We start from the raw sequence: 19496 nt of genomic DNA on the forward strand, positions 1-19496 counted from the left end.
GCCGTGGCGCGGTTGTTCGAGCCGGTCGCGATCGTCGCGAGCGAATGCCTGCTGCCCGGTGCGGTGGACCGGCCCGCGTTCTGGCGCGCGCTGGACGAGGGCCGGACGGCGATCGCGCCGGCGCCCAAGACGTGGCTGGACCGGTCGATCTACCACTCGGCCGATCCCCGCGCGGTCAACCGCGGCCGCAGCGACACCGTGGCGTTGCTGCCGGAGTGGAAGTTCTCCAAGCCGCCGAAGCTGCCGCCCAAGCAACTGTCCGGAATGGACCCGACGCACCGGCTGGCGCTGGAGCTCGGCCACCGCGTCGTGGGCCCGCTCGACGAGGCCGGCCGGCTGCCGAAGGACAGCACGGGCGTGTGGGTCGCCAACGTCGGCGGCACCCTGGGAACCCAGCTCAGCATGGTCGCCTATCACGCCAGTGAGGAATGGTCGCGCAAGGCGAGTGAGCTGCGGCCGGACCTGGCGGATGAGGTCGGCTTCTTCCACCGCGGCTTTCAGGAACGGTTCCCGCACCTGCGCGAGGACGCGGCGGTCAACGGCAACATCCTGGCCGGGCGCATCGCGAACTACTTCGACCTGCGCGGACCGCAGATGGCCGTCGACGCCAACTGCGCGAGTTCACTGGCCGCGCTGCGCGCCGCGTGCCTCTCCCTGCGCGACGGCACCTGTGACCTGGCGCTGGTGGCGGCGATCGGCGTGCAGGCGGCCGAGATGACCGTCGTGTCGTCCAAGGCGCAGGCCTCGGCGCCAGGCCCCTCGTTCCCGTTCGACGCCGGCGCCTGCGGGTACGTGCCCGGCGAGGGCGCGGTGATGGTCGCGCTCGTGCGTGCGGAGGACGCGGTGGCACAGGGCATGCCGGTGCTCGGTGTGATCCGTTCGATCGGCCGCAGCTCCAACGGTCGAGGCACCGCGCCATGGTCGCCCTCACAACGCGCCGAGGAACTGGCCATCACCCGTGCCTGGGAGGAAGGCGAGTTCACGCCGGGGGAGCAGATCGACTACATCGAGGCCCACGGCACAGCCACGCAGGTCGGTGACCGCACCGAACACGCGGCGATGCTCGCGACCTACGGCACCGCCGGCTATCGCGACGCGATCCCGTTCGGCTCGGCCAAGTCCATGGTGGGACACACCATCGAGGTGGCGGGCATGGTGGGTCTGTTGCGGGCTCTCTACGTCTTCGACCGCGGCCGCATCCCACCGTCCGTCGGGGTCGGAACTCCGGCGGCGTTCGTCACCGAACACGCGGACAAGCTGCGACTGGCTCAGCAGACGGAGGAGCTGGCGCCGGGCCCGCGTCGTGTCGCGGTGAGCAGCTTCGGCGTCGGCGGCGTGAACTACCACATGATCGTCGAGTCCGCGGTCAGTTCGCGGCCCGTCTCCGCCGCGCCGCGCCGCGAGCCCATCGCGATCACCGGCATGGCCGCGATCATGCCGGACGCGAACGACGTCTCCGGCGTGTGGGAACACCTCAGCCAGGCCACGGCGGTGCGAAAGCAGCTGGCCGGGTACGTCCGCGAGTTCGAGGAGTTCCACTCCGGCGACAGCTCGCACCGCGACCGCACGATCTGCCCGGTCTCGTCGATCGTGGACAAGCCCGTGCTGGCGGAACCCGCGCGCTGGCGAATCCTGCCGAAGGTCGCGGGCGAGATGTTCGACGACCACCTGCTTCTGCTGAACGCGGTGTCGCAGTTGGCCGCGCAGAACGTGCTGCCGGAGGATCCCGCCGTTCGCGCCCGTTCGGGCGTGTTCGTCACCGACATCCTCGACAGCGACGGCCGCAACAGCCTCATCCGCAACCTGATGTTCCAGCGCTGGCAGGAGGAACTGACCAGGCACGTCCAGGATCCGTCGCTCGCGGCGGAGGTCTTCGCCGACCAGGAGCTGGGTCTGGGCGCGGTGACGGAGAACGCCTCGGTCGCCGGCCAGGGTGTGCTCGGCGCCAGCAGGGTCGCGGGCGGTCTCGACCTGCTCGGCGCGGCGGTGTCGGTGAACTCGGCCTGCGCGTCGGGCCTGGCCGCGTTGTCCGTGGCGATCCAGGAACTGCGTGCGGGTGGGTTGGACTTCGCGGTCGTGGGTGGTGCGAGCATCGGCGTCGACGTGACGAACCAGGTGGCGCTCTCGGCCATCGGCTCGCTGTCCGCGACCGGAGAAGGACGCCCCTACGACCGCACCGCCGACGGCTTCGTCATCGGCTCGGGCGCCGCTGTGTTCACGTTGAAGCGGCTGTCCGACGCCGAACGCGACGGCGACGAGGTCCTCGCGGTGATCCGCGAATGCGTCGGCAACAGCGACGGCAAAGGCCGCAGCATGCTGGCTCCGCAGGTGCGGGGCCGTCGCGAGGTCGTGCGCCGTGCCTACGCCCTGGCGGGCATCGATCCGTCCACCGCCCAGTACGTCGAGGGTCACGGCGCCGGCAACGTGCTCGGCGACTCGTCCGAGCTGCAGGTGATCGCCGAGGAGATGGCGACCGAGGGTCGCGAGGTCGCACTGGGCAGCGTGAAGGGCAACTACGGCCACCTGAAGTCCGTGGCGGGCTTCGCCGGTCTGCTGAAGGTCGTGCTGTGCCTGCGCAACCGCACCATGGTCGCGACGCCGGGGTTCAGGTCGCCCGGTGACCTGGCGGCGAGCCTCGCAGGCAAGGTCCGGATCGTGGACCGGGCGGCGGAGTGGCCTGAGAACGGTGACCAGCCGCGCCGTGCCGGACTGAACTCGTTCGGCCTGGGCGGGACGAACTTCCACGCGATCGTCGACGAGTACGTTCCGACGACGTCCGCGCGCACGGATGAGCAGGCTGCCGGCTCTCCCAGGTTCGCCGCCGAAAGCGCCGTGGACCTGGCCGACCGCCTTGACTCCGGCACGACCGGCAGCACGGGCCAGTGGCGCGCGTCGGTCTTCGCCCCCACGTCGAAGGCCGCTCGAGCGCAACGCGCCGTTCTCGCTTCCCGGTTGCGCGCGGCCGGTTCCCGCGTCGCCGAGGTGACGGAGTCCGCGGTCTGGGCGGGCCCGGCGGTGCGCTCCGGACCTGCCGTGGCGTTGTTTCCCGGTCAGGCGGGCACGAAGGACTTCACCGCGGTGTCCTGGCTCGCGCGCAACGGCGGCGCGGACGCGGTGGCCGCACTGCCCGAGGTGCTCGGCGAGCCTGGACGGATCATCGCCGGGGCGCTGGAGTCCGGAGACATCACCGATCTCGGCGACCTGGCCGCGCGGTCCGGTACCTCCCAGGTGCTCGGTCTGCTGTCCGCCCACCTGGTGTGGCGGTGGTTCCGGCAGGAAGACGCCGTGCTGCTCGGCCACAGCGCCGGGGAGTTCGGCGCGCTGGTGGCGGCCGGCGTGCTGCGGTTCCACGACGCCCTGCGGGCGTGCTGGGCGCGCGGTGAGTTCGCGGAGGAAGTCGTCGACGGCCGCGCGGGCCTGATGGCCGCGGTCTTCGCTTCGCCGGACACCGTTGCCCGGCTGGTGGACGCGGTGCCGGGTGCCTATCTCGGCACGGTCAACGGACCGGCGTTCTGCGTGATCTCCGGCTGGGCGGAGGCGATCGAGCAGGTGATCACCACGGCGGCTGCCGAGCAGATCAGTTGCACCAGGCTGGACGTGCACCTGCCGTTCCACACGCCGCTGCTCGCCGGCGCGGTGTCCCGGCTGCGTGCCGTGCTCGACGAGATCGAGGTGTCCCCGCCCGTCATCCCCGTCTACTCGGCCGCGCTGAACGGGCTCTACCCCGCCGATCCCGAGGCGATCAGGACCTCGCTGGCCGCGCTCTACACCGAGCCGGTCCGACTCGACCTGCTCATCCGCCAGGCCGCTGGAGGTTCGCGAAGGTTCGTCGAGTGCGGCGCCGGCCGCTCGTTGAGCCGTTCGGTCGACGCCGTGCTCGGTGACGAGCCGCATTTCGCGCTGCCAGGGGTCACCTCGGCGCACAGCGGCCTGCGCCGGCTGGCTGAAGGCCTGTGGGTGGCCGGACTGGAGCCGGTGCAAGCCGAACCTGCGGAATTCGCCTTGTTCACACCGGTTCCGGTGGCCGCGAAGCCCTACACCGGCACGTCCTGGCGTGGCGTCTCCGTGCGACTGGCCGGGCCGGATCGTGCGTTGGCCGCGGAAGTCGCGGACGCTCTCACGGCTGCGGGCGCCGAGGTGTGCTCCGAGGCGGACTGGCTCGTCTGGGTCGCCGCCGAGCAGGCAGGGGAAGGCGTGCCCGGTGCCGAGGCCACGATGGCAGAGCTCGCCGAGCTGAGAGCGGTCACCGCGGAACTGGCGACCGGCTGGGAGCTGCGCTCACCTGGCGGCCTGCTCGTCGTGACCACCGTGGACGGACGGCTGGGTTCCTCGCGGTCGCTGCTCAACCCGGCGGGCGGCGCGCTCACCGGCTTCACCCGTGCGCTGGGCCAGGAGTACCCGGAGGCCGCCACCGCCGTCCTCGACGTAGGTCCGGACGCCCGCTCCTCCGCGGCACGACGGATCGCGGGACTGGGCCGCCCACCTGCCGGCTACCACGAGTTCGGCATGGACGCCCGCGACTGGTGGCGCACCGAGCTCGCGCCGGTGCCGCCGAACCAGGCGCCTGGACCGGGACTGCTCGACGCGCTGCACGACCCGGAAGCCGTGGTGGTGGTTTCCGGTGGTACCACGGGAATCGTCGCCGAGATGGTCTGTGCCGCCGCGCGGCGGTTGAACGACCCGAGAGGTTTGCTGGTCCTGCTGAGTCGCACGCCGGCGGCCGAGCGCACGGAAGAGGAGTGCCTGCGCGAGCTCGCTGACGACCGCAAGACCGATCAGCTCCTCGAGTGGCGCCGGAGCAACCCGCAACGGTCGCTGCACGAGTTCGAACGCGAGTGGCGGCGGCACCGGCGGGCGGTGGAGGCCAGGGTGACGCTGGCCAGGCTCGCCAGGGCGGGTGTGCGCGTGGCGCACGAGCTGGTCGACGTCTGCGACGTGGCCGGCATGCGGGCGTTGCGGGGGCGGTTGCGCGGCAGGGTGGTTCGCACTGTCGTCCACGGTGCCGGCGTCGAGCGGTCCAGCCGCATCACCGCCAAGCCCGCACGCGAATGGGAAGACACGGTCGCGGTGAAGGTCCTGGGTTGCCACACGCTGATCGACCTCGCCGGAGAAGGACTGCGGCTGTTCGTCGCGCACGGGTCGGTGTCCGGCGCGGTCGGGCTGCCCGGCCAGACGGACTACTCCTGTGCCAACGAGTACCTGGCGAAGGCGACCGCGAGGCTGCGGGCGCAACGGCCGGAGGTCGTGGCGCAGTACGTCGGCTGGCCCGCGTGGAACCAGGTCGGGATGGCGGCGGACCCGGAGACCAAACGTCGTCTGGAGGGCAGGGGTTTCCGCTACCTCGACCCGGACGCCGGTGTCCGCTGGTCCGAGGACGTCGTGGCAGCAGCGCCGACATTGGCATCGCACGTCGTGCTGCTGCCGGTGCCGTTGCCCGCGCTCGCCCGGCGGTGGACGAGCACGCCCACTCCGCCGGGCGAGCGGTGGTGGCTGGTCGACGCGACGACCGGTTCCGGCGCCACCACGACGGTTCACCGGCTGTACGACGCGACTGACCCCCGTGATGCCGACCTGGCGGGCCACCAGGTCCGCGGTGGAGTGCGGATCGCGGCGGTGCAGCTGGTGGAACAGCTGGCCGAGGCGGTCCTGGCAGGGACCGCCACGGTTCCGGAACGCCTGGAGCTGCGCGATGTGGTGTTCCACCAGGGCTTGGTGCTCGGTCGCTCCGGCCGTCGGCCTACGCGGGTGGTCGTCACCGGTGACCAGCTCCGCCTGGAGACGTCCCCGGTGCTGCGCGGAGATCTGCCGGGGCCGGGGTCGGTGCTGGTGGCGACGGCTTCCTGGAAGGCCACCACGGGGCGGGACGAGGTGGATCTCGCGAAGGTTCAGCGCGTCGGCGACGGCCCGGACGTGGTGCGGGAGGCGGCCCGGTTCGGCATCGACTACACCGGCCGGTTCGCCACCCGGCTGCACGCGGAGGCGCACCCGGACTTCGCGGCCGCAGGGCGGTTCACCTGCGAGGAGCCGGCGTATCGAGCCGGCGGACGCGTCGTCGACCCGCCGGAGCTCGACACGGCTCTGCGGGCGGTGTTCGCGGTGCAGTCGGCGAACACGGATCAGGGCCTGCCCGCGGCGTTCGGCAAGGTCGTGCTCTACCCGTGTCGAACTCCCGGCGAGAAGCACGTGTTCGTCTCGGTGGCGCACACCGGCGGCTACGACCTGAAGATGACCGATGCTCACGGACGGGTCCTGGTGTCCGTCGAGGGCCTGCGGCTGAAGGTGCCGGCCGAGTGGGGTCCGCGATGACCGCTGTGCTCGTGGTCGCCGCGCACCCTGATGACGCCGAGCTCGCGATGGCCATGCGGATCCACGCTCACGTGCGGTCCGGCGACGCCGTGCGGGTGCACTGCCTGACGATCGGAACGCCGGATCCGGGCGGTTCCGAGCCGAGGCGGGAGGAAGCGCTGCGGGCAGGCGCCGTGCTGGGTGTCGGCGAGTACACCTTCTCGCCGGCACCCGACACCAGGTTCGTCGAGCACCGGGCGCTGATCCGCGACGAGGTCACCGCCGTGATCGAGGACGCGCGGCCTGACCTGGTGTACACCCACTTCCCGCACGACCAGCACCTGGACCACCGCGTCGCGGGGGAGGAGACGACGGCGGTCGCGCTCGGTCACGTCCGTGCGCTGGCCCACTTCCGATCGCCGTACAGCACGGGCTTCGACCCGACGTCGTTCTTCCTGGCCACCAAGGAGCTCATGGCGGTCAAGGTCGAGGCGCTGGCGTGCTTCGGTTCGCAGGCGCAGCTCGACATGCGGCTCTTCCACGACCTGGCCGCGGTGTCGCACCACCAGCACGTGCACCGCCGTGTGCTCGACGCGGTGGACCCGAAGCTGAGGTACGCGGAGTCGTTCCGGATCGTGCGGGAGCTGAATCTGTCCGAAGTGGACTGACAACGGTGGAAGCCGCTGAACGGGGGAGAAGTGGCTGCGATCGAGTACCTGGCGGAAGCCGAGCTGTCGGTGGTCGTCCCGATGTACGACGAGGAAGAGGTGCTGCCGAGCTTCCTCGGCAGACTGCGCCCGGTGCTCGACGGGCTGCGCGTGCGGTACGAGGTGATCGCGGTCGACGACGCGTCGGCAGACCAGACACCTGTGCTGCTGCAACGGGTCCTGCGGACGTGGCCGCAGCTGCGAGTGGTGCGGTTGCGGGCGAACGCGGGGCACCAGGCCGCGTTGTCGGCCGGTCTGTCGCGGGCTCGCGGACGGTGGGTGGTCACGATCGACGCGGACCTCCAGGACCCACCAGAGCTGATCGCGGACCTGCTCGCCGAGGCTCGGGCGGGCGAGGTCGACGTGGTCTACGGAGTGCGGGCGAACAGGTCGAGCGACACCGCGTTCAAACGACGCACCGCGAGCCTGTACTACCGGCTGCTGCGCCGGCTGTCCGGAGTGGACGCGCCACGCGACGCCGGCGACTTCCGGTTGATGTCGCGCGCCACCGTCGACGCCGTGCTCGCGGTGGCCGAACGCGGGCGCGTGCTGCGGGTCGTGGTGCCCGCCCTCGGCTTCCCGTCCGCGATCGTGCGCTACCGCAGGGAACGACGTGCGGCGGGACGGTCGAAGTACCCGCTGGCGAAGATGGTCGGGCTGGCGATGGAGTCGGTGATCAACTGGTCGCTCGCCCCGTTGCGGCTCGCGACCTGGTTCGGGTTGCTGGGGTTCCTCGCGGCGCTGCTGTCGACCGGTTACGGCGTGGTGGGCGGTCTGCTCGGGCACGCGGTGCCGGGCTGGACGTCCACGGTCACGATCGTGTCGGCGTTCGCCGCGATCGAGCTGTTGTGCATCGGGGTGCTGGGCGAGTACGTCGGCCGGATCCTCAAGGCGCAGAGGGAACTTCCCGTGTTCTTCGTCGCGTACGACTCCGCCGAGACGGCGTCCGCGCGGAAGGTGTCCTGATGCACCACGAGGAGATCCGCAAGCTGGCGCGCCTCGAGGACTCGCACTGGTGGTACCGGGAGCGGCGGCACCTGCTCGCCCGGATGATCAGACGGCTGACACCGGGCATCGCACTCGACGTCGGTGCCGCCGGTGGTGGCAACACCCGTGTGCTGGTCGCTCACGGCTGGCGCTCGACGGCGGTGGAGCACGGCGAGGAAGGCGCGGCGATCGCGGCCGCGCGCGGACTGCCCGTCGTGCGGGCCGACGCGTGCCATCTTCCTTTCGCGGACCGGACCGCCGACCTCGTCATCGCGTTCGACGTGCTGGAACACATCTCCCGTGACGACGCCGCGGCAGCCGAGATCCACCGCGTACTCAAACCTGGAGGCACGTTCCTCGCGACGGTTCCCGCCGATCCCCGGCTGTGGTCGGCGCACGACGTCGCCGTCGGGCACGTGCGCCGCTACACCCGTTCGTCACTGCAGGCTCTCCTGTGGCGCAACGGGTTCGAGATTCGATCCTGCCGCTCCTGGAACGTGTTGCTGCGGCCCGTCGCGGCGTGGCGGCGCAAACGGGTGTCAGGCAGCGATCTGCAGGAGCCGCATCCGCTGGTGAACCGCACGCTCGCCGCCGTGGTCGGCGCCGAGCGGTACCTCAGCGTCGGCAGGTGGCCAGGGGTCAGCCTGCTCGTCCATGCCCGCCGTCCACAGACATGAGGTGACATGTCGACCACGGTCGAGATCACGGAAGAACGACATTCGATGCTGCCACCGCTGTCCCGTGCGGTGCCGGCGCTCGTCGTCGCGTTCGGCGTGCTCGTCTGCGTGACGCAGAACGGGTACGAACTCGCCGGCGACGAGTACTTCTTCCTCGTGGCGGGAGATCATCTCGCCTGGGGGTACGCCGACCAGCCTCCGCTGGTGGCCGCGTTGGCCCGGCTCTCCGACACGCTCATGCCCGGCTCGCGGATGCTTCTGCGGTTGCCGATGGTGCTCGCGGTGTGTGCGGGAATCCTCGTGACCGCGCTGATCGCGCGCGAGTTCGGAGGACGGCGCAAAGTCCAGTTGCTGGCCGCCGCGGCGTTCATGCTCAGCACCTACACGCTGGTGCACACCCGCGCCGTGACGACGGACGCGATCGACATGGCCTGCTGGGCGACGGTGACCTGGCTGCTCGTGCGGTGGACGCGCACCCGGCGGGACGGACTGTGGTGGGGGATCGGGCTGGCCACCGCGTTCGCGTTGCAGGGCAAGTACATCATCGGGGTGTTCTGGATCGTCGTGGCCCTGGCCCTCGGGCTGGCAGGCCCGCGTGACGTCTTCCGCAAACCGGTCGTGTGGCTGGCCGGGCTGCTCGCGGCGCTGTCGACGATCCCGAGTTTGGCCTGGCAGGCGCGCAACGGCTGGCCGCAGGCGGACGAGGGGCCCGCCATCTGGGCGGACGCCGAGGCGCTCGGCGGGCATCTGGTGTTCTTCCCGTCGTTGTTCTCGTGGCTGGGGATCGCCGGCGCGGCGCTGTTCTGCTGGGGCACGTGGTGGCTGCTCAGACATGGTCGTGACAACCGGTTCCTGGGTGTCGTGCTCCTTGTCGTCGTCGCGCTGGTGTGGCTGGTCGAGCTGCGCCGCAACTACCTCGGTGGGCTCTTCCCGCTCGGCATCGCGGTCGGTGCGGTCCAGTTCGGACAGCTGGCCGAGCGCAAGCGGTGGCTCTGGAACGGAACCGCCCTGCCGGCCCTGGGGCTCACCGTCGCGGTGCTGCTGCCCGCGCTGATCCCGGTCGGACCCGGCTGGCTGAGCGGTGTGAACCGGTACCTGCTGCCAGATCACCGGTTCGACTGGGACGGGCTGGCCGTCGCCGTGTCGGAGGTCGTGCGGCAGGTTCCCGAATCGGAACGCGACACCACCGTGGTGATCGCGGGCGACTACTGGCGTTCCAGCGTGCTGGAACGGTTGCGGGACGAGCACTCGTTGCCGTTGGTGTACGGCGACATGCAGGGCTCGTACTTCTTCGGCCCGCCGCCGCCGGACACCAGGACCGTGATCTACGTCGACGAGCTGCCGGAGCCGTTGAAGCGCAGCTGCGGCAGCCACGAGCTCAGCCGGACGTTCATCGACCCGCACACCTCGCCGGTGCACCAGGAGCAGACGCACACGCCCATCCACCTCTGCCGGGACCTGCGCGTGCCGATCGACCGCCTCTGGCCGGAGCTGCGGCACACCACACTGCCTTGGGACGGTCGCGAATGAGACGCGGGTGGACGTTCGTGCTCGCGGTGGTGAGTGCGGTGGTGCTGGCCGTCGCCGTGCTCACCACCGGTGGTCCGGGCGCAGGCCACCACGTGTTGCCCGCCGCGGCGATGACGCCGAACGCGCCGACGTTACCTCGCACCGGCTGGACCGCGTCCGCCAGCGATGAGGAGGTCATCGCCGGCCAGTTCTGGGCGGCCAAGGTGCTGGACGGCGACAACAGCACGTTCTGGCACAGCAGGTACCGCGTCGCGCCCGCTGGGTTGCCGCACTCGATCACCATCGACATGCACCGGATCCAGGTGGTGTCCGCACTGGTCTACCTGCCGCGGCCGGGCGGGGGCGAGGGCACGATCGGCGGCTACGAGATCAGGCTCAGCCACAACGGCGAGACGTGGAGCACCCCGGTCGCGATCGGCACGCTCGCGGACACCGCGTCGGTGAAGACGTTGAGCTTCCCCGCGCGGGCCACGAGGTTCGTGCGGCTCGTCGCGACCTCCGAGGCGGGTGACCGCGGCCCGTGGTCCTCCGCTGCCGAGCTGAACCTGCTCGGCGACCCCGGATCCCTGCCGGGCCTGGTCGAGCTGCCTCGCGCGGGTTGGACCGTCGCGGGCACGGACAGCGGTGACGGGCGCGGCGTTCTGGACGGCGACCCCGCCACGTTCTGGCAGGGAGGTCACTGGATCACCCTCGACATGGGTGCACAGGTCACCGTCTCGGCACTGCGTTACCAGCCACGCCGGGACGGCCTCGGCCGCATCGGGTCGTACGCGGTGCACGTGAGCGCCGACGGGGTGGCGTTCAGCCCCGTCGCCACCGGCCGGTGGCCTGAGGACGAACTGCAGAAGAGCACGACGTTCCCACCGGTCACCGCGCGGTACGTCCGGCTGAGCGCGTCGAGTGACGCCGGTGCGTCCGAGATCGCCCTGAGCGCGCCCGCGAATCCGGCCGTCTCGGGCTCGTGGGGCGAGATGATCGGCTTCCCGATCGTGCCCGTGGCGACGGCCACCCTGCCCGGCAACAAGGTGCTGGTCTGGTCCTCCGTCCTCGCCGACGACCACGGTGGTTCGTGGGGCTCGACCGAGACCGCGCTTCTCGACCTGGGGACCGGCGCGGTGAGCAGGCGTCGGGTGTTTACCACCGGTCATGACATGTTCTGTCCCGGCACCGCCCAACTGGCAGACGGCCGCCTCATGGTCACGGGCGGCAGCAACAGCGACAAGACCAGCATCTACACCCCGGCGACCGACAGCTGGCAGGCCGGTCCGCGCCTGCGCATCCCCCGCGGTTACCAAGGCATGACCGCGCTACCGGATGGCGGCGCGTTCGTGTTCGGCGGCTCGTGGAGCGGCGGCAACGGCGGCAAGCACGGTGAGGTCTGGTCGTCGTCCGGCTGGCGTAAGCTCCCCGGTGTGCGGGTGGACCGGACGTTGACCGACGATCCACAGGGCGTCTACCGCTCCGACAACCACGGCTGGTACCTCGCGGCCTCCGGCGGCCGGATCTTCCACGCGGGCCCGTCGCGCTCCATGCACTGGATCAGCACCGCGGGCGACGGCTCGTTGACGGACGCGGGCCCACGCGGTGACGCCCAGGACGCCATGAACGGCAATGCGGTCCTCTACGACGTGGGCAAGATCCTGACCGTGGGCGGTGCGACCGCCTACCAGGACGCTCCCGCCACGCGCCGCGCGTACACAGTGGACATCAACGGCGCACAGCCAGTGGTCCAGCGCGTCGCCGATCTCGGACACGCCAGAACCTTCGCCAACAGCGCCGTCCTGCCTGACGGCAAGGTCTTCGTGGTCGGCGGCCAGGCCCACGCGGCGCCGTTCAGCGACGAGGCCTCGGCCATGACCTCGGAACTGTGGGATCCGGCGACCGGCGAGTTCACTCCGATGGCGACCATGGCCGTGCCGCGCAACTACCACAGCGTGGCCAACCTCCTGCCGGACGGCCGAATCTTCTCCGGAGGCGGCGGCCTGTGCGGCAAGTGCGCCACGAACCACTTCGACGGGCAGATCTTCACCCCGCCGTACCTGCTCAACGCGGACGGCACCCCACGCGACCGCCCGATCCTCGTCACGGTGCCGCGATTCGCCGCTCCGGGAGCTGTTGTGCCCGTGCGGACCGACCGTGCGGTGCAGTCGTTCTCGCTGGTCCGAATGGGAGCTGCCACCCACTCCGTCAACAACGACCAGCGCCGCGTCCCGCTGCCGGTGGTCTCGTCCGCTGGCACGAACTACTCGCTTTCCGTACCCGCTGATCGGGGCGTCGCCCTGCCGGGTGAGTACATGCTCTTCGCCCTGGACGCGGCCGGAACGCCGAGCGTGGCGACGACCATCCACATCGGCTAGTCCCGGCGCGGGTGGAACACCCAGAACCGCATGACCGCGAACCTCGCCAGCGTCGTCGTGACGCTGGCGACCAGCAGCACCACCAGCTCCACCACTCGCGGCGCGCCGGCACCCAGCAGTGCCAGCGCGCCGTTGGTGAGCGCGAAACCGAGCCCGAACACCACCAGTCCCTCGAAGTGTTGCCGAGCAAGCTTCTCCCTGCCCTGCTTGCCGAACGTCAGCCTGCGATTCGCCGCCGTGTTGGCGACGGCGGTCACCAGCAACGCCACGCTGTTCGCCGCGAACGGGCCTATCGCGCCGCGCAATCCGCTGTACAGCACCAGGTACGCGAGTGTGCTCGCGACGCCGACTGCCGCGAAGCGCAGCAGCTGTCCCCCAAGAGCCGCGATGACGCCCTCCGCACCGGTGACGGTCGACGGGATTTCCCTTTGCTGTCAATGAAATACGCCTGAGCGGGGTTAGTCAACCCGGAACGGGTCCGGCAGGGGCGTTCCACGACCGTCAGCGCCGGCAAGGCCGCCAAGCTGTGGCGGCAGGAGGTCAACGGCGGCGCAACCTGGCCATACCTCCACAACGGCACCACGACGACGTTCGAGCTGCGCGGCGGCCCGAACTTCGGCACCGTGCTGGGCACCACGAGCAGCACGGGACGAGCGCCCGGCCTGCTGAGCGCAGACCGCACGCACCTCGCGCTCGCGACCGGCACGATCGACCTGTCGTGGGCCACGGCGCTGAGCGAGGACCAGGTGTGGGTGTCGCACAACGGAAGCCCGCAGAAGCTGTACGCGAAGGGCCCGTCCGGGACGGACCGGATCACCTGGATCGGCCGTCGCACCACCGTCAACGACGACGGCACGGAGACGGTGCTCAGCGGCGGATCGGCCGCGATCAGCACTCGCGGCGCGGACCACCCGTACATGGTCAAGGGATCGATCTGGCCGAGCAAGCCCGGCCTGCCGCCGGCGGAGCTGGCGCCAGCACTGTGGATGGTGAGGGGGAGCGCTTCCACCGATCTGCGATCATGCTGCGCCATGGATCGTCATGAGCAGTTCCGCAGCGCCGCAATCGATCGAGGTATCCCGCAGGACGAGACCGACAAGTTCGCCGACCAGCTCCGGTTCGCGATCTGGGCGGGTCCAAGCGGTGCCGGGGACGAGGTCGTCGGGCAGTTCGGTGGGCTTCCTGAGTTACCGGCGGGCATGGAGTGGCCGGGCGACGAGTACCCGTTGCCGTTCATCGGCTCCGTCGACTGCGCGGCCCTCCCTCGAACCGAAGGGCTTGACCTGCCGGCGGACGGTGCGCTGCTGTTCTTCCTGCACCACGAGGAAGACATCGAAGAACATCCCACCACCGAGTTCTCGCAAGTCCTCCACGTCCCAGCCGGCACGGAAACGGAGGTGGCATCACCGCCGCCCGGCCACGACACCAGGACGTTCTTCATGGAGCCCATCCCGTTCCTCATTCCCGAGTGCAGGCTCACCGCATGGGTGCAACCGGTGCTGCCCGACTGGATCGAACGGCGCGATGTCACGTCCGAAACGGACGCCGTGAAGCAGCTGTGCGAGCTCGTCGACGATCTCTGGCCGGATCAGGACCGCTTCTGCACGCTTCGCATCGGCGGGTACTGCCGGGAGATCGGCGGCCAGGACAACCCGTACGCGCAGATGGCGTTCGACAGCGTCACGAGCCTGCGGGCAGCTGATGCCGACATGCCGATGGAGGAGCGGTTCCGCCTGCAGGGCGAAGAGGAGCGCCGGTTGATCCAGGAATGGGTGCCGCTCGCCCAGTTCCCCACGAACGGCGAGTTCTACTACGGATGCTTCCTGATCAGGTTCGATGATCTCGCCGCGAAGCGCTTCGACCAGATGCGTTCGTTCACCATGTTCACCGAATAGGGGTCGTCACTCGGTCGCCGCGCATCGCACGCCTCACTGCCGCCTCGCTGTCGAACTCACGCGTTGTTGCCGTGACCTCGCCACGCGGATCTGCGACAAGCGATCAGGAACTTGCGGCAGGCGGCGCGACCTTCTCCCTTAGTGATCAGTTCAGAATGAGCTGGCGTGTCGGCTTTGCCTGCGGGACAGGGCGTTCCAAGATCGCGGTGTCCCCGAGCCGTTTCCGCTATCCGGGTCGCAGGCGTGCCGACGACCGCGCCGAGTTGGAGGGCATCCTCTACGCGATGCGCACCGGCGTCGGCTGGAACCGGCTACCCACCGCCTTGTCCGGTGCTTCGGGCTCGACCTGTTGGCGGCGGTTGACTGAGTGGCATGAAGCCGGTGTCTGGCAACAGCTGCACGAGCGGTTGCTCGCCGAACTGCGCGCCGACGGCTGCTGGACCTGTCGGAGCCGATGTTCGAGCGGTATCAGCCCTGCAGGCCGCCAGGCTGGAACGCGGCGTGTGAGTCGACGTTGAGCGTGTGCATGGCACGGGGCCACGTGGTGTTCGACGGTGCGAGGGGACAGGACAACTCGTCGGCGATCTGGCGGTTGGTGCGTCCGCGTGGGCGGGCCGGGCGGAAGCGGCGTGACGCCCGGCGGCACCGGTTGGCGTCGCGGGTGCAGTCCAGATCGGTGTAGCGGCTGCGGCGTTCAGCCGTCGAGCGCTTCGGTGGAATCCTTTGCCCAATGCTTTGACGAGTGTCACGGCTGCTGCGCCCCGCGCGTGGGAACGCGCGCACGGCGTGTGGCACGAGGTCGGCTGCCCACACCCAGTTCTCCTTGGCGCGCACGCGGTTCAGGGTGCGGTCGGTCCCGACCGCGGCGACGGCGTCGTCGCGCACTACGACCGGCTCGGCGCCACCCGCGATGCCAACCGCGCCGCACCGTGGAGCACCGCGGGCCGCCGCGCTTGCGGCGGCCCGCGGTGCGGCATCCGGGTCAACGCCGTGAACCCGGGTCACCCGGCGTGCGAGACGCCCTCCGCCGCGGAGCGGCTGCTGCCCGGACCGTCCTCTGCCTGCCGCGCCGGCCCTGTGCGTTCCCCGGTGGGACGCAGGGCGAACACCAGCACGGCTGTCGCGACGAGGGCGATGACCATGATCCAGACCGCGCCGACGTGCAGGGCGTGGATGAACGCGCGGTCTGCCGCCTCCGCGAGACCGGGCCGGTCGAGAGTGCCGGCCACGTGCCTGGCCTGCTCCGCGGACACGCGGACGCTGTCCTGCAGTGCGGGCGGGACGTCGCTGAGGGAGGGTTCGATCGCGTTCCGGTAGGCGATCGACATGATCGTGCCGCCCACCGCGATCCCCATCACGCTGCCGACCTGGCGCGCCGTGTTGGTCACGGCCGAACCTGCGCCGGAGCGTTCCAGCGGCAGGCTGCTGATCAGCGCTCCGGTCACCGGCGCCAGCACCATGCCGACGGCGAGGCCCTGGGTCAGCAGCACGACCGAGATCCAGGTGAGCGAGGTGTCCAGGTCGAAGAAGCCGACCGCGCCCAAGGTGAACGCCGCCACCGCGAGCGACGGTATGGCGACCGCACGCAGGGACCACAGGCGGACCATGCGTGCGCCCAGCGGTGCACCCACGACGGCGCCGATCGCGGCCGGCACGTTGGCCAGGCCTGCCTTCAGCGGCGAGAAGCCGAGTGCGCCCTGCATGTAGAACGCGTTGTAGAAGGTGACGGCAGCCACCGAGAAGAGCAGCAACGACATGGACAGGTTGCCGCCGCCGAACATCCGCTGCGCCAGCAGCCGGGGGTCGAAACTCGGTTCCCTGGTCCGCAGTTCGACGAGCACGAAGACGGCGAGCAGGGCGAGCCCGGCCGCGATCGGTGCCCAGACGTCCCACCGGCTCCAGGTGTCCACCTGTCCCGCGCGGATCAGGCCGTAGGTCAGCGTCGAGAGCCCGCTGATCGACAGCAGAATTCCCGCCGGGTCCAGCGGTCGCACGGTGGGGCTGCGGAAATTGGGTACCAGCAGGATGATTCCGGCCAGCGCCACCACGACAACGGGAACGTTGATCAGGAAGACCGAACCCCACCAGAAATGGCTGAGCAGGACCCCTGCGAGGACTGGGCCCGCGGCCATTCCGACGCCGGTCGCCGTCGAGGAAATGGCGATCGCCGTCGCTCTCCCCGGACCGGTGAAAGTCCACAGGAGGATGGCGAAGTTGGCGGGCATGATGAAAGCGGCGCCGATGCCCATCGCGGCGCGTGCCGCGATCAGCTGTCCCGCGTCGCCGGCGTACGCCGCCCAGATCGAGGTCGCGGCGAAGATCACCAGTCCGGCCGCGAGCACGTTGCGGTGGCCGAAACTGTCGCCGAGCGCACCGGCGGTGAACATCAAGGTCGCGAAGACCAGCGTGTACGCGCCGGTGGCCCATTGCAGCTCCGCCGGGCTGGCGCCCAGCCCGCGGACGGGGTCGGCGAGGGTCTCCAGGGTGATGCTGAGGACGGTGTTGTCCAGCCAAATCAGCAGTGAACACACCATGAGAACGGCAAGAATCAACTGCTGTCGCGATTTCGGCAGCGTTGTAGGCGCGGTCATGCACACCTTCGAATGTCGATTGACGGAAACCTGACCGACCATAAGCAAGCGCGCTGGACATTGTCAAGCTCAGGAATTGTTGCCGACGCTGTTGCGGTGGAACTGGTGATATGCCCGGGGATTTATTTGCGGTCGGAGCAATTGTGTGCCTAGTGGAATGGTTTGCTTTCAGGGTTGTTTTGTGGCCCCGGCGGGATTGTGCCCAGGGGGTCCCGTGCGCCGGGGGACCGGACCGCACCGCGTCCCGGCGACCTACGTCGCGGTGATCGGCCGCAGTTCGACCGGCACCCCGTTGAACACCGCGGTGCCGGAGAGCGGATCCACCTCCTGTTCGTCGGTGAGCGCGTTGATGCTGACGCCCGGCTCCTCTGCGGCCGTGCGCAGGCGGGTGCCCGGCCGGTCGTGGCCCCAGCCGTAGGGCAGGCTCACCACGCCGGGCGCGATGGCGTCGGTGAGCTCCGCGACCGCGACCACCTCCCGGTGCCGGCCGCGCACGGCTATCGGCTGCCCGTCGGACACGCCCAGCGTGGCGGCGTCCGCGGGATGGAGGCGCAATCGGCACACCGTCGATCCGCCGGCCAGCGACCCGACGTTGTGCGACCAGCTGTTGAGCGAGCGCAGCTGCCGTCGCGAGATCAGCTGGAAACCCGGTCGGGGAGCGTCCAGGTGCCGCTCCAGCCGGTCGACGTCGGCCACGAGCTCCTCGGGAGCGAGCCGGACCTTCCGGTTCGGCGTCAGCAACACCCCGGGAAGCGCCGGTTCCAGCGGACCGAGGTCGATGCCGTGCGGGTTCTCCTTCAGCAGGGCCAGGTTCAGCCCCGGCCGCAGACCGAGCAGATCACCCGCCGGGCCCAGTCTCAGCATCAGGTCGATCCGGCGCTCGACCGAGTCGGCTCCCGTCAGCCGCGCCGCCAGCTCACCGGTCTCCCGCCCGGCCAGTGGCGAACCCGGCACGGCGGCAGCGGCCCGCAGCGCCCGATCGATGACCGCCTCGTCCACCGCCTCCGGGGGCGGCGTCGACCCCCGTCCGGCCGCGATGTGCACCAGCCGGGCCATCATCGCGGCTTCGCCCGGCCGGCCGGGTTCGAGCGGCCACGCCGGCGGCGAGTACCGGGCGACCTGCCGGACCGCCCGCCGGGCCAGCACCACCTCGTACTGCGGTGACTGCAGCGGTCGCGGGGGCGGCAGGACGACGTCCGCGTGCCGCGTCGTCTCGTTGAGGTAGGGGTCCACGCTGACCATGAAGTCCAGGTCGTCGAGGACGCCGTCCAGGCGTTCGCCGTTCGGGGCCGCGAGCACCAGGTTGCCGGCCACGCCGATCAGCGCGCGGACCTGCCCGGGACCCGGTGTCGCGATCTCGTCGACCAGGGTCGCGGTGGGCAGTTCCCCCGACACTTCCGCGAGGCCGCGGACCCGGCTGCGCCATCGGCCGGTGGTGAACGGTGCGTCCGGCCGGGGGACCGAGTGCGGGGCCCGGCCGAACATGGTGCCGCCCGGCCGGTCGAGGTTGCCGGTCAGGACGTTCAGGACCTCGATCAGCCAGCTCGTCACCGTGCCGAACCGGGTCGTGCTGGTGCCCAGCCGCCCGTAGACCGCCGCCGTCCTGGCCGCGCCCAGCTCGCGCGCGAGCTCCCAGATGCCGTCCGGGTCCACACCGCACACCGGCGCCACCCGTTCGGGCGGGAAACGGGCGGCCATCGCCCTCACCACGTCCGATCCGTCGAACCGGTCCGGACTCGGCGGTGTGACCAGGTCCTCGGCGAACAGCACGTGGATGATCGCGGCCAGCAGGTACGGATCACCGCCGGGGGTGATCTGGACGTGCCGATCGGCGGCCGCGGCGGTGCGCGTGCGGGCCGGGTCGACCACCACCAGCCGTCCGCCCCGCTCGCGCAGCTTCCGGATCCGGCCGGGAAGGTCCGGAGCGGTCCAGAGACTGCCGTTGGACTCGAGCGGATTCGCGCCCAGGACCAGCAGGTGATCGGTGCGGTCGACGTCGGGCACCGGAATGGCCATCGGGTCCCCGTACATCAGCCCGCACGCGACGCTCTTGGGCATGGTGTCCAAGGTCGCCGAGGTGTAGACGTTCCGGGTCCCCAGCGCCTCGCGCAGCGGGGCGAAGTACAGCGAGATGCCGAGCGTGTGCACCATCGGGTTGCCCACGTACAGGGCGACCGCGTCGCGGCCGTGGGCAGCCTGGACCATCCCCAGCCCGCGAGCGACCTCGGCGAACGCCTCGTCCCACCCGACCTCGGTGAACTCGCCGTCCCGGCGGACCAGCGGCGCGTCGAGGCGGTCGGGATCGTCGTTGAACCCGCCCAGCGACGCCCCCTTGGGGCACAGGTAGCCGTGGCTGAACACGTCCGCCTCGTCACCCCGGACGGCGATGACCCGCCCTGCCTCGTGGCGGATGGTGAGCCCGCAGGCCGCCTCGCACAGCGGGCAGATGCGCAGCGAGTCCGTCACG

Annotated in this window: 11 protein-coding genes and 1 pseudogene; 8 read left to right on the forward strand and 4 right to left on the reverse strand. The window is 70.7% G+C overall.

Annotation, left to right across the window (positions count from 1 at the left end; translation table 11 throughout):
- The first annotated feature begins 3 nt into the window (after window positions 1–3).
- From LX88_RS30650 to LX88_RS30675, 6 genes are read left to right on the forward strand one after another with little or no spacing between them, the layout of a single operon-like run.
- The gene (locus LX88_RS30650) at window positions 4–6306 is read left to right on the forward strand and encodes a type I polyketide synthase (protein ID WP_258951254.1); all 6303 of its coding nucleotides are present in this window, start codon (window positions 4–6) and stop codon (window positions 6304–6306) included.
- Window positions 6303–6953, forward strand: a complete 651-nt coding sequence (locus LX88_RS30655) for a PIG-L deacetylase family protein (RefSeq protein WP_258951255.1) — start codon at window positions 6303–6305, stop codon at window positions 6951–6953. The genes LX88_RS30650 and LX88_RS30655 overlap by 4 nt, the downstream gene beginning before the upstream one ends.
- A 30-nt stretch (window positions 6954–6983) precedes the next feature.
- Window positions 6984–7958, forward strand: a complete 975-nt coding sequence (locus tag LX88_RS30660) for a glycosyltransferase family 2 protein (RefSeq protein WP_258951256.1) — start codon at window positions 6984–6986, stop codon at window positions 7956–7958.
- Window positions 7958–8656: a class I SAM-dependent methyltransferase gene (locus tag LX88_RS30665; RefSeq protein ID WP_258951257.1), complete on the forward strand. Its 699-nt coding sequence runs from the start codon at window positions 7958–7960 to the stop codon at window positions 8654–8656. Before LX88_RS30660 ends, LX88_RS30665 begins: the two co-directional genes overlap by 1 nt.
- 6 nt (window positions 8657–8662) lie before the next feature.
- Complete coding sequence (locus tag LX88_RS30670) at window positions 8663–10186, forward strand: ArnT family glycosyltransferase (protein WP_258951258.1); 1524 nt, start codon at window positions 8663–8665, stop codon at window positions 10184–10186.
- On the forward strand, window positions 10183–12543 hold the full coding sequence (locus LX88_RS30675) for a galactose oxidase family protein (protein WP_258951259.1): 2361 nt from the start codon (window positions 10183–10185) through the stop codon (window positions 12541–12543). The genes LX88_RS30670 and LX88_RS30675 overlap by 4 nt, the downstream gene beginning before the upstream one ends.
- Here LX88_RS30675 and LX88_RS30680 read toward each other — a convergent pair.
- A complete protein-coding gene (locus LX88_RS30680) occupies window positions 12540–12965 on the reverse strand; it encodes a GtrA family protein (RefSeq protein ID WP_308203472.1) in 426 nt (141 codons plus the stop codon). The genes LX88_RS30675 and LX88_RS30680 overlap by 4 nt on opposite strands.
- Before the next feature lie 201 nt (window positions 12966–13166).
- Here LX88_RS30680 and LX88_RS30685 point away from each other — a divergent pair, with 201 nt between their 5' ends.
- Together LX88_RS30685 and LX88_RS30690 are read left to right on the forward strand one after the other, a co-directional pair.
- On the forward strand, window positions 13167–14438 hold the full coding sequence (locus LX88_RS30685; protein WP_258951260.1) for a DUF1963 domain-containing protein: 1272 nt from the start codon (window positions 13167–13169) through the stop codon (window positions 14436–14438).
- A 212-nt stretch (window positions 14439–14650) separates the two neighbouring features.
- Window positions 14651–14872: pseudogene (locus tag LX88_RS30690) on the forward strand (transposase); the annotation flags it as partial.
- A gap of 34 nt (window positions 14873–14906) precedes the next feature.
- Here LX88_RS30690 and LX88_RS30695 read toward each other — a convergent pair.
- The 3 genes from LX88_RS30695 to LX88_RS30705 form a co-directional block, all read right to left on the reverse strand.
- A complete protein-coding gene (locus tag LX88_RS30695; RefSeq protein ID WP_258951498.1) occupies window positions 14907–15443 on the reverse strand; it encodes a hypothetical protein in 537 nt (178 codons plus the stop codon).
- Window positions 15440–16972, reverse strand: a complete 1533-nt coding sequence (locus tag LX88_RS30700) for an MFS transporter (protein WP_258951261.1) — start codon at window positions 16970–16972, stop codon at window positions 15440–15442. Before LX88_RS30700 ends, LX88_RS30695 begins: the two co-directional genes overlap by 4 nt.
- 309 nt (window positions 16973–17281) lie before the next feature.
- Window positions 17282–19495 (reverse strand): molybdopterin-dependent oxidoreductase, encoded by a 2214-nt coding sequence (locus tag LX88_RS30705; RefSeq protein ID WP_258951262.1) that lies wholly within the window; start codon window positions 19493–19495, stop codon window positions 17282–17284.
- Window position 19496 lies beyond the last annotated feature (1 nt).

Origin of the sequence: Lentzea californiensis, from assembly GCF_024648825.1 — a bacterium.
Classification (GTDB): Bacteria; Actinomycetota; Actinomycetes; order Mycobacteriales; family Pseudonocardiaceae; genus Lentzea; species Lentzea californiensis.